Source organism: Thiococcus pfennigii, assembly GCF_016583835.1.
In the GTDB taxonomy this organism is placed as follows: Bacteria; Pseudomonadota; Gammaproteobacteria; order Chromatiales; family Chromatiaceae; genus Thiococcus; species Thiococcus pfennigii.
Genome location: NZ_NRRW01000006.1, coordinates 42065 through 57536, shown reverse-complemented (window position 1 = coordinate 57536; position 15472 = coordinate 42065). Strand labels below are relative to the sequence as shown.

General features: G+C 69.1%; 10 protein-coding genes and 1 tRNA gene. 1 reads left to right on the top strand and 10 read right to left on the bottom strand.

Annotation, left to right across the window (positions count from 1 at the left end):
* Positions 1-5: 5 nt before the first annotated feature.
* The gene (locus tag CKO41_RS03450; protein WP_200381270.1) at positions 6-2780 is read right to left on the bottom strand and encodes a caspase family protein; all 2775 of its coding nucleotides are present in this window, start codon (positions 2778-2780) and stop codon (positions 6-8) included.
* Between the two features lie 367 nt (positions 2781-3147).
* On the opposite strand from CKO41_RS03450, the gene CKO41_RS03445 reads away from it, so the two are divergent.
* The gene (locus CKO41_RS03445) at positions 3148-3852 is read left to right on the top strand and encodes a lysozyme (RefSeq protein WP_200381269.1); all 705 of its coding nucleotides are present in this window, start codon (positions 3148-3150) and stop codon (positions 3850-3852) included.
* An 85-nt stretch (positions 3853-3937) separates the two neighbouring features.
* Here CKO41_RS03445 and CKO41_RS03440 read toward each other — a convergent pair whose 3' ends face one another.
* From CKO41_RS03440 to metH, 9 genes are all read right to left on the bottom strand, one after another.
* Positions 3938-5302 carry a hemolysin family protein gene (locus tag CKO41_RS03440; protein ID WP_338115531.1) on the bottom strand — a complete coding sequence of 455 codons (1365 nt, stop codon included), beginning with the start codon at positions 5300-5302 and terminating at the stop codon, positions 3938-3940.
* 642 nt (positions 5303-5944) lie between these two features.
* Positions 5945-6021: transfer RNA gene (locus CKO41_RS03435), tRNA-Pro, on the bottom strand.
* Between the two features lie 56 nt (positions 6022-6077).
* The gene (lptF, locus tag CKO41_RS03430; RefSeq protein WP_200252739.1) at positions 6078-7193 is read right to left on the bottom strand and encodes an LPS export ABC transporter permease LptF; all 1116 of its coding nucleotides are present in this window, start codon (positions 7191-7193) and stop codon (positions 6078-6080) included.
* A 106-nt stretch (positions 7194-7299) separates the two neighbouring features.
* Entirely contained in the window at positions 7300-8067 is a 768-nt protein-coding gene (gene cobF, locus CKO41_RS03425; RefSeq protein WP_200252736.1) for a precorrin-6A synthase (deacetylating), read from the bottom strand.
* Positions 8064-8594: a bifunctional adenosylcobinamide kinase/adenosylcobinamide-phosphate guanylyltransferase gene (gene cobU / locus CKO41_RS03420; RefSeq protein ID WP_200252733.1), complete on the bottom strand. Its 531-nt coding sequence runs from the start codon at positions 8592-8594 to the stop codon at positions 8064-8066. Before cobU ends, cobF begins: the two co-directional genes overlap by 4 nt.
* Before the next feature lie 40 nt (positions 8595-8634).
* Positions 8635-9555, bottom strand: coding sequence for an adenosylcobinamide-phosphate synthase CbiB (gene cbiB / locus CKO41_RS03415; RefSeq protein ID WP_200381267.1), 921 nt, complete (start codon positions 9553-9555; stop codon positions 8635-8637).
* Positions 9552-10883, bottom strand: a complete 1332-nt coding sequence (locus CKO41_RS03410; RefSeq protein WP_200381266.1) for a cobyrinic acid a,c-diamide synthase CobB — start codon at positions 10881-10883, stop codon at positions 9552-9554. The genes cbiB and CKO41_RS03410 overlap by 4 nt, the downstream gene beginning before the upstream one ends.
* A gap of 170 nt (positions 10884-11053) precedes the next feature.
* A complete protein-coding gene (locus tag CKO41_RS03405) occupies positions 11054-11608 on the bottom strand; it encodes a Uma2 family endonuclease (RefSeq protein ID WP_200253752.1) in 555 nt (184 codons plus the stop codon).
* A gap of 99 nt (positions 11609-11707) precedes the next feature.
* Positions 11708-15466 carry a methionine synthase gene (metH, locus tag CKO41_RS03400; protein WP_200381265.1) on the bottom strand — a complete coding sequence of 1253 codons (3759 nt, stop codon included), beginning with the start codon at positions 15464-15466 and terminating at the stop codon, positions 11708-11710.
* Between the last annotated feature and the right edge of the window lie 6 nt (positions 15467-15472).

The following is a 15472-nucleotide window of genomic DNA, read 5'->3' as shown; positions in this document are numbered from 1 at the left end:
GCGACTCAGGGGTTTCCGCAGCGACGGTTCGGGTCGCACGCAGAGATCAGGGCGTCGCTGCCGGGCATCCCGCGTCCAGTACGGTGTTCCTCGGCAAAGGTCCGGTAACGCCAGCAGGCGGCGAGTTCCATGGTCGCACGATCCCAACGCCGCCAATCCGGCTTGTATTTGATCTTCTGGTACTCGACCCCGGTGTCCGGTTCGACCGGAAGGTCGCGCGGCGTCCCGTCCCAGCCGTGGGAGCCCCAGGCGATACGCTTGTCGGGATCGATGACCATGACCACGTGGCCATCGCCCCGCCCGGGGTCGCGGTAGACGAGGAGATCGCCGATACGAAGCGCCGGGTCCCCCAGGCAACTGTCGAAGCGGTCTGCCATCGGGCTGCCGTCCCCGACCATCTGGGCCGTCGTCAGATACCGGTCGTCGCGATTGTAGGGCCAACCGGCTCGGGTGAAGGCAAACCAGATCGCGCGGGAACAGTCGATCCCGAGTTGGAGGTTCTCGCGATCGCTGCCTTTGTTCCACGCATGCTGCTTGTAGGAAAAGCCGTCCTCGGCGGACGAGCGAGCGAGCCAGTCGGCCACCGCGAGGACTTGGTGAAGGGCACTGTCGCGCGCATCCGGCAGGTAGGGCCGCAAATCGAAGTCCGCAATCGTGTATTCGCGCCGATCGATCGCCGCGGCACCCCGGCTTTGCGATGCGAGGAAACGGTAGTTGGCCTCGACGCGCATCGCAACACTGCTGAGCGTCCAGGTCGTGTCTTCGATCGGCCCGTCCGCCAGCGGCGCCGCGCCGCGCGTGCCAGGCGTCAGATAACGATCGAGCGCCCGGTACAGGCCTGCCGACGCAACCCCCTGCCGCACCGCAGCCTCCTCGGCGAAGAGATGCCAAGGGACCGGGTTCGTCTCCTGCGTCCCGAAGACCAGGATTCGCTCCACCACATCGATCGGCGGCACACCCTGGAAGGTCTCGCCGCGCGCCGCGAACAGGTGACGCTCACCCGGTCCCAGACGGATGGTCTGGCGATCCACCGGCAGCGCGAACAGGCCGCCATCGCTCGACAGGACCAGCGCCCCGATCAACAGGGGCACCGGAGCCGACGCGTCCAGGGTCACCTCGAGGTTCCATGCGTGGCACAGCGGCACGACCTGCTCCTGATTGGGCTCGGCCTGAACCCAGACGCCCCGGGCACAGGCGACCTGCCGGGCGGCTGGGGCCGGCACCAGCCGCGCCTGGAGCGTTTCCTGATTGACGAAGTCCGCGCCGCCCTCGCCGCGCAGGTGGGTCAGGGCGCGAATGCGCGCGTGTTGCCACAGGTTGCGCGGGACGGCTTGGTCTCGCTCATAGCGGGTCCGGATCCGATTCTCGGGACCGCGCAACAGGAGCCGGCCGCTCGCATCCAGGCTGAGCTCGAAGTCGCCCGCCCCATCGGTCGGCTCGACCAGCAATCGCGCATCCGGATCGGCCTGGATCGAACGCCTCAAGGCATCTGCCCGTTCGGCCGGCAAGCCCCCGGGTTCGTCGGCCGGGCGCAATCGGACCCGCACTTGGGTGTAGCCGTCCTGCGGACGCACCAGCACCGCCAAGTCCCCGGGCGCCATGGGTCCACGCGCGGCATCCACCGCCGTGACCCGGGCCCAGGCATTCACGCCTTGCATCTCGACGACGACCGCTGTGCCCTTCGCCCGTCCTGGGTCGTGGGCCTCGGCCCCTGCAACCCCGCCGCCATAGATCCGAAATTCGGCACCGGGCCCGACCCCGGGGAGCGGCGGTCCAGCGAGTTCCAGCCGATCACCCACCGTGCGAACCTCCCAGCCGATCGGCCGCTCGCGCGTCGCCTTTCCGAACACGGCGCGCCGGAGATCGCCCTGGAAGTAGGGGATCTGCGGACTCTCCGCCGCCAGCAGTGGCGGCACCTGACGCGCGACCTGCGCATAGGTGAGCGGGCGGTCGCCGACCTGCGCGAGGACCTGCGCCAAGGCGGCCGTGAAGAGGCCCCGGCCATCCTTCTCCAAGGCCGGATTGCCGTCGCTCGCCGCCGTCAGGGCCACGAGTCCCGGTAACGAGGCCGGCACCCAGGACGGGCTGGCGTCTCCGCCTTCGGAGACCGCCCCGATCGGGCCGTCGGTCTCGTCCATGGGCGTGAAGAAGCGGGCCATCGTCGTGCCCGCCTCGGGCGCGCGCGTCACGGTCCCCGAATTGCAGGCATCGACGATCGCGGTCAGATTGCGCGTCTTCGCATGGAGCCTGGCCAGCATCGCATTGAGTTCGTCGTCGACCAGATCGCGAACTGTCCCGACCCTCGAATCGTGGAACAACAGGGTCTCATCCCACCCGTCCGGTTCATCGTCACCGAGGCTACGGGTCTGCGAACCATGCCCGGCGAAGAAGAGCACCGCGACGTCCTGCGCGCGCGCCCGTTCGACCAACAGTCGCTCGAAGGCCTCGCGGAAGGCATCGGTGGTCGCCGCCCCATCGATCAATACACAGACATTCTCCTTCGGGAAACCATAGCCGTTCGGGCCGGTGAGCAGGTCATAGATCAGACGAGCGTCGTTGGGCGGTCCCTTCAGATCCGGGATCAGTTCGTTGCGATACTGGCCGACGCCGACGAGCAGTGCGACGCGGCGCTGACCATCGGTCTCGACGAACCGATCGGGGTCGCAACCGATCGCCGGCAACGAAGACGCAGGCCCACCTTCATCCTGACAGCCGGCCGTTAGGAGCCAAAGCACACCGCACGCGATCGCCAGACCGTACCGAACGAATGACCGTGACATGATGGCCCCCTTCACGCAGAGAGACGAATTTCGGTGGCAGTATCGACGTCGACTGGCCCTGCGGACTTCTCATCTATCGAAAAACTAGCACAAAGGCGTATTGGCCGCACCCGGGCAGCCGGCCCATTTCTGTTGCAATTTGCATGGAATAACCGTTCGGCAAACGCATCGCGCGCCCGGGCTCGATGACCTGCATCGCGACCCTGCATCCAGCCTAGAGGATCGAGGAGATCAGGGCCGACCCAACGCCATCACGGGTCTTCATCCCGAGGCATCGAAAGCATTCTTGGGGAACCCTTGCACGCCTTCCAAACCGCCGCCCGGCTGCTATGCTTGCGGTACCCCTATTCACGAACGGGAGAGTGCGATGAGCTGGACGAAGATGCAGCGCTTGACCATCGCCGCGGTCCTGGCCGGCGGCCTGCTGGCCGGCTGCGACAGACCTGCGCAGGAGCGTTTTCCCACCACTGACCGCCTGACCCCGGGGATCTTCCTGGACGACGAAGCAGAACGGGCCGTGTTACCAGCCGGCGTCGAATTGCGGCCCGTCTACCAAAAAGGGATCGATTTAACCAAGCTATCCGAGGGTTTTCGCAGCCGCCTTTACAATGACGCGGCGGGCTATTGCACGATCGCCTATGGCCACTTGATCAAACTCGCCCGATGCGATGGAACCGAACCCGCCCACTTCCTTCGCGGCGTAACCGAGTCCGAGGGCGAACAGCTGCTGGTGGGCGACATGCGCACGGCGCAGATCGCCGTGATTATCGCTGTAAAACCGGAATTGACCGATGGTCAGTTCGCGGCCTTGTGCGATTTCGTCTTCAACGTCGGCAGCGGCAACTTCAACCGCTCGACGCTGCTCAAGGTCATCAATGCCGAGGAATTCGACAAGGTGCCCTTTCAGTTCCGCCGTTGGATCTATGCTGGAGGCCGGGAATTGGCCGGGCTGAAGACGCGGCGCGAACGGGAGATCGAGCTCTTCTTCGAAGGCCTGCCGATGCCGCGGTTGCCGCCTCCGGTGGATATGGATCTGACACCTATCGACATTCGCGCCGGCGAACCGATCTGAGGGGAGGCGGGTCGATCGGGCATCGGATCGGACGATCAGCACGGACCCCGACGATGTGGTTGCCGGGGTCCGTCTGAAACGCCGCTCATCGCTCTGACCTCTCGGGCGTGGCAGCCGCACGTTCCGGCGCGGGCGACCCGGGCTCGGGCGAGGACGCCAGCCGTTCCACGAGCACCTTGTCCACACGCTGCCGGTCCATGTCCATGACCTCGAGGCGCAGCCCGACCGCCTCGACGGCATCGCCGGTCCGCGGCACCCGACCGAGGGCGTGCATGACAAAGCCGCCGACGGTGTGGAAGGCCTTGGTCTCCTCGTCCGGCAGCGGCTGCCCCACTGCCAGCTCGGCCCTCAACCTCTCCAGGGACAGGCCACCGTCGACGAGCCAGGAGCCGGGGGCGCGCGCGACGATCTCTTCGCCGTCGCGGACCTCGACGCCAACGGGCTGGCCCACGATGGATGCGAGTACATCGGCGAGCGTGACCAGGCCCCGCAAGCTGCCATATTCATCGACGATCAGGGCCAGGTTCAGGCGACTGGACCTGAAGGTCTCCATCAACTGCGTCGTGGTCTGGCTGGCCGGGACGAAGAGCGGCGGATGCAAGGCCGCTTCGACCTCCGCGAGCCCCACGGCCTGACCGGCGAGACAGCGCGGCAGCAGCGCGCTGATCCGCAGCACGCCGAGGAGCGCCCCGTCCAACCCCCCGCGGCAGACCGGCACCTTGCCGTGCGACGCGCCGGCCAGGGCCGCGCGCAGCCCCTCGGACTCCATGTCCAGATCCAGGTAATCGATCTCGTTGCGCGGCGTCATGATGGCGCCGATCGGCTGCTCATCGAGACGCAGCACATTCGCGACGATCGCACCTTCGCTCGCGTGGAAGACGCCGGCTTCGGCCCCCTGCGCCATGAGCATCCGAATCTCCTCGTCGGTGACCGGCGGCTCGCCATTGCGACGCACGCCCAGCAGTCGCAGCACCAAGGCGCTCGAGGTCGACAACAGCCAAACCACCGGCAGCGCCGCGCGTGCCAGCCCGCCGAGAGGCCGGGCGACCCGCGCTGCGATCGCCTCCGGGAACAGGAGCGCGAGTTGCTTGGGCACCAACTCGCCGATGACCACCGACAAATAGGCAAGGGCAGCGACGACCAACCCCAGCGCGAGCGCGTCGATCCAGCCGGACGGCAAAGGCAGCCAGGCAAGCCCGTCGGCCACCGGACCGGCCAAGGCCGCCTCGCCGATCGCCCCGCTGAGGATACCCACCGAGGTGATGCCGACCTGGATCGTCGAGAGGAAGCCCCCGGGGCGCTCTTGCAGCGCAATGGCCGCCCCGGCGCCGAGGCTGCCCTCATCCGCGCGGGCCTGCAGCCGAGCGCGACGCGCCGACACCACCGCGATCTCCGACATCGCGAACACGCCGTTCACGAGGATCAGGCAAAGAATCAGCAGGATAACCACGACTGTCAGAGACCTCGCACAAGGGCCGATGCGGCGGGAGAATCGGACAGCCCCCTGGAGCCAGACGCATCGTGACGCGGATCCAAGCGAGCAACGACGGTCGACCGGCGCGCGACGAGGACACCCCGTGCCCCAGGGTCCGGCTCGCCGGTGATCGCCGACCCCGATCGCGCAAGCGGGCGTCCACCCGAGCGGGCGACGCCCGCGCAGGCCGCCAGGGTTCCATCATCCGAAAAGCGGCCGTTGGACGGCACCCGAGGTGCGCCGCGCGCGACGTGCAATCGGCGTCGTAGCGGCCTTCATCGAGCGGGTGAGCAGGGCTCCCGTAAAGCCACTTCGCGCGTTCCACGACGTCAGGGGACCTTGCATTTTGCGAGGCGCCCTTGAATCGATGATGAAGCGGTCAACTGCCGTTTTCGGATCGAGCCGGCGCCATCCCGTTCAGAAGGGTGGGCGCGCACCGCCGCCGGCGCGACGCTCGATTCGTGGTCTACCGCATGAGGTGAAGGGCTGGCCGCACATGCGGCCCGATCATGCGCTGTGGTCAGGGATCTTGCGCCACGACTCCGCCGCCGAACTGTGACAACAGTGTGGCACAACGAAAAACGGCTTAGGGACGAATCGCCTAAGCCGTTGTTTTATTGGTCGGGGCGAGAGGATTTGAACCTCCGACCACCTGAACCCCATTCAGGTGCGCTACCAGGCTGCGCTACGCCCCGCAAGACTGGGGAGGATAGTACCCGCCCAAGCCACTGTCAAATCACCGCCGTGCCCGTCAGGTCCCGCCCGGCGCCCTGGCGAGCCCGAGGCGTCGCTGGACGCGTTTGAGCCAATAGCTGTCGGAGAGCAGGATCGCGAAGACGACGGCCAGGATCAAGAGCTGGTACCAGAGGCTGCCGAGCCACGGCGGTGTCACGCCCCGCTGCAACCAGGTCTCGGCGAGCCGCTGGAGATTGAAGAAGCTGAAGTAGGTGAGGAAGGCGAGCAGGATTCGACCCGTGTTGCGCTGGCGCGGGGATCCCACGCCGAGCGGCACGGCGATGAGCGCCAGCGTGAAGATCGCGAGCGGAGGGGCGAGCCGGCTCTCGAGCTCGGCGCGGTCCTCGGGATCGTCCGAGCCGAGGAGCTCGCCGGTCGGCATCATCGAGCGCTTGCGCCCATACAGGGTGGCGGTGCGCGCCTCGATCCACACCCGATAGGTCTCGAACTCGCCGATGGCGTAGTCGGCGGCGCCCGGCCGCCCGTCGTAGCGCCGCCCCTGGAGCAGCGTGACCAGATGGTCACCGGTCGCCTCGTCCATCTGGTAGTGGCCGATATCGCTCATCACGAGTCGCTCCACCGAGCCACGCCGATCGTGGATGAAGACGTGCCGCAGGCGCCGCTTGTCGTCGATCTCGCCGATGTAGAGGGTGACGTCGCCGTTGAATTGCTGATAGAAGCGGCCGGCCTGGAGGCCAGCGATCTGATAACCCTGGTCCTTCTGCTGCACGCGGATCAGCTGGATCTCGCGCGCGGCCCAGGGTTTGACCTCAAGGGCGAGCCAGGCGGTCAGCACCGCAAGCGCCACCGCGCCATAGACGAGGGCAAGGTAGAGGCGCCCCGTGCCGATCCCACCGGCACTCAGGGCGATCAGCTCGCTGTCGCGCGACAGGCGGCCGTAGGCGATCAGGATGGCGAGGAAGAAGGCCGGCGGGACGAGGCTCGCGAGCTGCCGCGCGACCTCGAGGGACAGGAACCGCAGCACCAGGTCGGCGTTGAGCGCCCCGAGATTGGCCTCCTCCAGGACGCGCAGCAACAGCATGCTGACGACGACGAGCAGGAGGACCCCCGAGATGGCGGCGAAGGCCCTCAGGACCTCGAGAATGAGATAGCGATCGATGATCCGCGGCATGATATCGGCCTGCGTTGGGGCAGCGCGGCGCCCGTTCAGGAGGCCATTGTCCCAGGCCGAGCGGGCCGGGCAAAGACCAGCGCCCCACCGCCCGTCCGAGGAGGGCTCACTCGCGCGGGCCTTCCCGGCGCAGCAGATAGATGTCCATCAGCCAGCCCTTCTCGGCCTTGGCCCGCAGCGCCTGCTCGGCGAGGTCGGTGGCGAGGTCGGCGAGCCGCCCGGAGACCAGCATCTCGTCCTCGGTGCCGAGATAGGCGCCCCAGTAGATGGTCAGGTCGGTCCCGGCCAGCTCGCGGAAGGCGGCGTTGGAGTCCAACATCACCACGGTATTGGCGATCTGCTCGGGGTCGGTCGCCGCGAGTCGCCGGGCCGTGGTCACCTGGATGCCCTCGCCGATCCGGTTGAGCGGGATCTTGTGCCGCGCCGTCAGGGCCTGGATGCTCGTGATGCCCGGGATGACCTCGAGCGCGAAGGCCACGCGCGCCTCCTCGAGGAGGCCCTTCAGGATCGCCAGGGTGCCGTCGTAGAGGGATGGGTCGCCCCACAGGAGCAGCGCGCCGCACTCGCCGTCGGCCAACTCGTGCTCGATCAGCCCGGCGAAGAGGTCGGCCTTGGCACGGTACCAGGCCTCGACGCCGTCGCGGTAGGGGCCGCTCGCGTCGCGCGTCGGACTCTGGGCCGTGACGATGCGGTAGCCCCCGTCGGGGACGAAGCGCTCGAGGATCTCGCGACGGATGCGGATCAGCTCGCCCTTGCCCTCGCCGGCCTTTTCGAGGAAGAAGAAGACGTCGACGCGGCGCATCGCCTCGATCGCCTGGACCGTCAGGTAGTCCGGGTGACCCGGGCCGATGCCGATCAGAAGCAGCTCTTTCATCGTTGCAGCGGTTCCCCTTTCAAGACCTGCGGCAGCCCGGCGACGGTGAAGATGACGCGGTCGCAGCGGGCCGCGACGGCCTGGTGCAGATGGCCGATATCATCGCAGAAACGCCGCGTCAGCTCCCCCAGCGGGACGATCCCGAGACCGGTCTCGTTGCTGACCAGGATCAGACGCCCGGGCAGTCCCGGCAGGACCTCTAGGAAGGCGCGCTGGGCCGCGGCGCCGGCCGCCTCGTCGAGATCCCAGAGCAGGTGTGTCAGCCACAGCGTCAGGCAGTCGACCAACAGGCAGCGTTCCGGCGCGGCCGCGCATGCGAGCGTCGCGCCCAGGTCGGCGTCGGCCTCGATCAGCCCCCAGTGCGCCGGGCGCCGCTCGCGGTGCAGCGCGATGCGCCGCGCCATCTCCTCGTCATCGCCGATCTGGGCCGTCGCGACATAGGTCACCGCGAGCCCCGAGTCGGCGGCCAGTCGCTCGGCGAGGCGGCTCTTGCCGGAACGCACCCCGCCCAGAATCAATTCCTTCATCGTCGTCTCCCACGGCAGTCGACGGCCGTGCCCGGCACGCTCACCATCGTTCCAGGACGCCCAGCAGCCCGAGCGCGAGCACGCTCACGGCGAACGTCATCAACCAAAGCCGCAGCGCGCGCGCGAGCAGCCGCAGCGCCCGGCCGATATCCTCCCGAGTCGCCGCCGGGCCGGCACCCAGCGGCGGGCGCGCCTCGACGGCGCCCTCGTAGACCGCCGCCCCACCGAGCCCGATCCCCAAGGCCCCGGCACCGGCGGCCATGACGGGACCGGCATTGGGGCTCTTCCAGGCGCATCCCTGACGCCGCCAACAGCCCAGCGCGCGGCGGGTATCGCCCACGAGCGCATAGGCCAGGGCCGTGAGTCGGGCCGGCACCCAGTTCATCAGGTCGTCCAGGCGCGCCGCGGCCCAGCCGAACCGGCGATAGCGGGGCGAGCGGTAGCCCCACATGGCATCGAGGGTATTGACGAGCCGGTAGGCGACGACGCCGGGGGCGCCGGCGACCATGAACCAGAAGAGCGCCCCATACAGGGCGTCGTTGCCGTTCTCGAGGATGGATTCGACGGTCGCCTTGGCGACCCCCTCCTCGTCGAGCGCCGCGGTGTCGCGGCTGACCAGGAAGGCGACGCGCCGCCGCGCGAGCGGCAGATCGCCGGCCTCCAGGGCCGAGGCGACGGCCCGGCCGTGCTCGACCAGGCTGCGCCAGCCGATCGCCAGATAGAGGACCAACAGGTCGACGAGCCAGCTGTGGGGCAGCCGCGCGGCCAGTGCGGCGAGGACCACCCAGGGCAGCACCAGCGCGACGACCAGCAGGGCCCCGCGGCCGCGGCTGTCGGCATGGCCTCGCGCCTCGGCGGCCAGTGCCAAGCGGCCGAAGCCCTCCAGCGGGTGCCAGCGCCGTGGCTCACCGAGCAGGCGATCGAGCAGGACGCCCCCGACCAGGACCAAGGGCAGGGTCATCGGGCGGGTGCCTCGGGCAGGAAGAGCCGCGCCGCCGCCGGCGGGTTGGACGGGAAATAGAGGTGCACGTAGGAGGCGGTCAGGCGGCCGCGGCGATAGACGGCCTCGGCCGTGTCGCGGCCGTTGGGACAGCGTGCCAGGGTCAGCGGGGCGAGCGGGGTCTCCAGCCGCGAGTGGTGGAAGGTGTGGCCGCGCAGCACTCCCTCGGGCAGCACCACCTCCTGCGGCCCGAGCGCCGCCAGCCGATCCTGCATGCGCGCCTCTCCCGGGAGCAGGCCGGCCATCGCCGCCGCGTGGCCCCGGGTGTCGGCGAGCCGCTCGAGGAGATAGAGCATGCCGCCGCACTCGGCGAGCAACGGTGCCCCGGCCGCGACATGGGCGGCAAGGTCCTGCTTCAGCCCGCGGTTGGCGGCGAGGGCATCGAGATGGAGCTCCGGATAGCCGCCGGGGAGGTAGACGGCATCGGCCGCCGGCAGGCGCGCCCCGGCCAGCGGCGAGAAGAAGACCAGCTCGGCGCCCATCCGGGCGAGCAGCTCCAGGTTGGCCGGGTAGAGGAAGGCGAAGGCCGCGTCGCGGGCGATCGCGATGCGCCGCCCGCGCAGCAGCGGCGGCAGCGAAAGGTCCTCGGTCGGCGGGGCGAAGGCCACCGGCGGCGGCAGGGCGGGGGCCGTCCAGACCAGCCGGGCGGCGGCACCCTCAAGGCGCGCCTCCAGATCGGCGATCTCCTCGGCCTGGACCAGCCCCAGGTGGCGGCTCGGCAGCGCCGCCTCCTCGACCCGCGGCAGAAAGCCGAGTGCCGGCAGGCCGGGCGGCAGGGCCTCGGTCAGCAGGTCGTAGTGGCGCGCGCCGCTGACCCGGTTGGCGAAGACGCCGGCCAGCGGCAGGCCGGGGCGGAAGGTCGCCAGGCCGTGCGCGACGGCGGCGAAGGTCTGGGCCATCGCCTGACCGCTGATCGCCGCCAACACCGGGATGGCGAAGCGCTCGGCGATCTCGGCGCTGGAGGGGTGCCCGTCGAAGAGGCCCATGACCCCCTCGACGAGGATCAGGTCGGCCGCGCCGGCCGCGCGATGGAGCCGCTCGCGCGCGTCCGCCTCGCCGGTGACCCAGAGGTCCAGCGTCTCGACCGGGTAGCCCGAGGCGCGCCCCAGGATCATCGGATCGAGAAAGTCCGGCCCGGCCTTGAAGACCCGGACCCGCCGGCCCTGGTTGCGGTGATGGCGGGCCAGTGCCGCGGTGACCGTCGTCTTGCCCTGCCCCGAGCCGATACCCCCGATCAGCAGGGCGGGACAGCGGCGGGCATCCGGGTTGGATTCGGCAGTCGAGATCACAGGATGAAGGTGCGCATCGATCGGAATTCGGGCCGGCCGATCGGCGAGGGACCCGAGAACGAAAGTCGGCGAGGGTACCAGAACGGACGTCGGTTGGCCCCATCGTTATCGATGCGGTTCGTGCCTCACCGCATCCTACCAGGCCGTCGCCTCGCGCTGTGCCGCGTTGGCTACCGCCCGGTGCGGCGGTAGATCTCGTCCAGCGTGACAGACAGGTCGACCGAGCGCAGCGGCACGACGCCCTCGGTGTACCTGGTCGCCTGCCACTGCTCGGCGCGGCGGAAGACCTCCAGCTGGCGGTAGTCCTGCGCGACGAGGACGTATTCTTCGAGCGCATCGAGCTCGCGATAGAACAGGAACTTCTCGAAGCGGTCGAGCCGCTCGGTGTGCGGCGAGAGGACCTCGACGACCAGGCAGGGCCGCTCGCGATAGTAGCGCTCCCGGTCGCCCGGGTCGCAGGAGACGAGGACGTCCGGGTAGTAGAAGATCTCGCGCTCGGCGGCCTGGATGCGGACCTTCATGTCCGCCATGAAGACCTGGCAGCGATCCGGCAGCCGCAGATTCAGGGCGCTGTGCAGGTTGCCGGCGATCAGCCCGTGCCGGTCGCTCGCGCCGACCATCGCATAGACCTCGCCGTCGACGTACTCGTGGCGCACGTCGCTCGACAGCTCGCCTTCGAGGTAGTCGTCCACCGACAGGAAGGGCTCGATTCGCTTGGGCTGCATCGCTCAATATCCAACGGGTTGGCGGCATTGCGCTTCAAGCATAGCGACCGGGTAGCGGGGCGACAATGCGCCGCCCCGGGGCCGACGTCCCGCGGCCGATCAGTCCGGATCGTAGCCGAGGTTCGGCGCCAGCCAGCGCTCGGCCTCGGCCAGCGTCATCCCCTTGCGCCGGGCGTAGTCGGCGGCCTGGTCGCGGTTGATCTTGCCGACCGCGAAGTAGCGCGCTTGCGGGTGGGCGAAGTAGAGCCCCGAGACCGCGGCCGCCGGCGACATCGCGAAGCTGTCGGTCAGGCTGATGCCGACGTTGCCGAGTGGGTCGAGCAGCTCCCAGAGGGTGCCCTTCTCGGTGTGCTCGGGACAGGCCGGGTAGCCCGGCGCCGGGCGGATCCCGCGATAGCGCTCCTTGATCAGCTCCTCGTTCGACAGGGCCTCGTCCGGGCAGTAGCCCCAGAACTCGCGCCGCACCCGCTCGTGCAGGTGCTCGGCGAAGGCCTCGGCGAGGCGATCGGCGAGGGCCTTGAGCATGATGGCATCGTAGTCGTTGTGCGCCTCCTCGAAGCGACGCACGTGGGCGTCGATCCCGCTGCCGGCGGTCAGCGCGAAGGCCCCGACATAGTCGGTCAGGCCGCTCGCCTCCGGGGCGACGAAATCGGCCAGGCACAGGTTGGGCGTGCCAGGCGGACGACGCGTCTGCTGGCGCAGCTGGTGCAGGCGCATCAGCGGCTTGGTGCGCACCCCGTCGGCGTAGAGCTGGATGTCGTCCTCGCCGCTGCGGTTGGCCGGGAAGAAGCCGACGACGGCATGGGCCTGAATCCAGCCCTCGGCGACGATGCGCTCGAGCATCGCCTGGGCGTCGGCGAAGAGCTTACGCGCCTCCTCGCCGACCACCTCGTCGTCCAAGATCCGCGGATAGGCGGCATGCAGGTCCCAGGCGCGGAAGAATGGCGTCCAGTCGATGTAGGGGACGAGTTCGGCCAGCGGGTAGTCGGCGAGGCGCAGCAGGACGCTGCCCTCGGCCGGCGGCGCGAGCACCTGCGGGACAGGCCCGCCGCCGGTGCTCGGGGTGAGGTCGAGGGCCTTCGGCCGCGGCGGGGCATAGTCCGTCCAATCGATCGCGAGCCGGTTGGCGCGCGCCTGCTCCAACGTCAACCAATCCTGCTGCTGGGTGCGCGCGGCATGGCGCTCGCGGACCTCGGCGTACTCCTCGCGCACCTGCGCCGCGTACGGTCCGCGCAGCGCCGGGCTGATCAGGCTCTGGGCGACGCCGACGGCGCGCGAGGCATCCTTGACCCAGACGGTCGGCCCGGCATAGCTCGGCGCGATCTTGACGGCCGTGTGGGCCTTCGAGGTCGTCGCGCCCCCGAGCATCAGCGGGATCTCGATGCCGAGTCGCTGCATCTCGCTGGCGACATGGACCATCTCCTCGAGGGAGGGCGTGATCAGCCCCGACAGGCCGATGACGTCGACCTTGCGCTCGCGTGCCGTCTCGAGGATCTGCTGGGCCGGGACCATGACCCCGATGTCGATGACCTCGAAGTTGTTGCATTGCAGGACGACGCCGACGATGTTCTTGCCGATGTCGTGGACATCACCCTTGACGGTCGCCATCAGGATACGCCCGTTGTTGCCGGCCCCCTCGGCCTTCTCGGCCTCGATGAAGGGGATCAGGTGGGCGACGGCCTTCTTCATCACGCGCGCGGATTTGACGACCTGGGGCAGGAACATCTTGCCGGCGCCGAAGAGGTCGCCGACGCGGTTCATGCCGTCCATCAGCGGCCCCTCGATGACCTGGATCGGGCGCTCGAACTGCTGGCGCGCCTCCTCGGTATCCTCGACGACATAGGCGTCGATGCCCTTGACCAGCGCGTGCTCGAGGCGCTGCGCGACCGGCCAACCGCGCCACTCCAGATCCTCCTTCTTGGCCTCGGCGCCGGTGCCGCGGAAGCGCTCGGCGATCTCGAGCAGCCGCTCGGTCGCATCCGGGCGGCGGTTCAGGACCACGTCCTCGACCCGTTCCTTGAGCTCGGGATCGATCTCGTCGTAGACCGCGAGCTGACCGGCATTGACGATGCCCATGTCCATGCCGGCCTGGATCGCGTGGTAGAGGAAGACGGCGTGGATCGCCTCGCGCACCGGCTCGTTGCCGCGGAACGAGAAGGACACGTTCGAAACACCACCCGAGACGAGCGCGTGCGGCAGCTCGGCCTTGATCCGGCGGGTCGCCTCGATGAAGTCGACGCCGTAGTTGTCGTGTTCCTCGATGCCGGTCGCGACGGCGAAGATGTTCGGGTCGAAGATGATGTCCTCGGCCGGGAAGCCGACCTGCTCGGTCAGGATCCGGTAGGCCCGCTGGCAGATCTCGACCTTGCGCGCCTGGGTGTCGGCCTGGCCCTGCTCGTCGAAGGCCATGACGATGACGGCCGCGCCGTAGCGACGCACGAGGCGCGCCTGGCGGATGAACCTCTCCTCCCCTTCCTTCAGCGAGATGGAGTTGACGATCCCCTTGCCCTGGAGGCACTTGAGCCCGGTCTCGATGACCTCCCACTTCGAGGAGTCGATCATCACGGGCACCCGGGCGATGTCGGGCTCGGCGGCGGCGAGGAACAGGAACCGGCGCATCGCAGCGACGGCATCGAGCATGCCCTCGTCCATGTTGACGTCGATCACCTGGGCGCCGTTTTCGACCTGGCCGGCGGCGACCTCCAGCGCGGTCTCGTAGTCACCGTCTTTGATCAGCCGCTTGAAGCGCGCGCTGCCGGTCACGTTGGTGCGTTCGCCGACGTTGACGAAGAGGCTGTCCGCGCCGATGTTGAAGGGCTCCAGGCCCGAGAGGCGGCAGGCCGGCGGGATCTCGGGGACGGCACGCGGCCCGTGCGCCTCGACGGCGGCAGCGATCGCGCGGATGTGGTCGGGCGTCGTGCCGCAGCAGCCGCCGATGATGTTGAGGTGCCCGGCGGCGGCCCAGGCGCCGATCTCGGCGGCCATCTGCTCGGGGCTCTCGTCGTAGCCGCCGAAGGCGTTCGGCAGCCCGGCGTTGGGGTGGGCCGAGACGTGCGTGTCGGCGATGCGCGAGAGCTCCTCGACGTAGGGGCGCAGGTCCTTCGCCCCGAGGGCGCAGTTGAGCCCGATCGAGAAGGGCCGCGCGTGGCGCAGGCTGTTCCAGAAGGCCTCGGTCGTCTGCCCGGTCAGGGTGCGGCCCGAGGCGTCGGTGATGGTGCCGGAGATCATCACCGGCCAGCGCTCGCCCAGGTCCTCGAACAGGCCCTCGAGGGCGAAGATGGCGGCCTTGGCGTTCAGGGTATCGAAGACGGTCTCGATCAGCAGCAGGTCGGCACCACCCTCGATCAGTGCCTCGGCGGCCTCGCGATAGGCCGCGACCAGCTCGTCGAAGAAGATGTTGCGGTGACCCGGGTCGTTGACGTCCGGCGAGATGCTCGCGGTGCGGTTCGTCGGCCCCAAGAGCCCAGCGACGAAGCGCGGCCGCTCCGGGGTGCGCGCCGACCAGGCGTCGGCCGCGGCCCGAGCCAGGCGCGCCGCCTCGCGGTTGAGCTCGGGTACCAGCGACTCCATACCGTAATCGGCCATCGCGACGCGGGTCGCGTTGAAGCTGTTGGCCTCGATGATGTCGGCGCCCGCCTCGAGGTAGCGGTCATGGACCTCGGCGATGATCTGAGGTTGGGTCAGGACCAGCAGGTCGTTGTTGCCCTTGAGATCGCACGACCAATCGGCGAAGCGCTCGCCGCGATAGTCGGCCTCGGTCAGCTTGTAGCCCTGAATCATGGTGCCCATCGCGCCGTCGAGCAGCAGGATGCGGCGGCGGATCTGGTCCTCGAGTTGTCGCAGTCGGTCTGAGTCCATAACTCC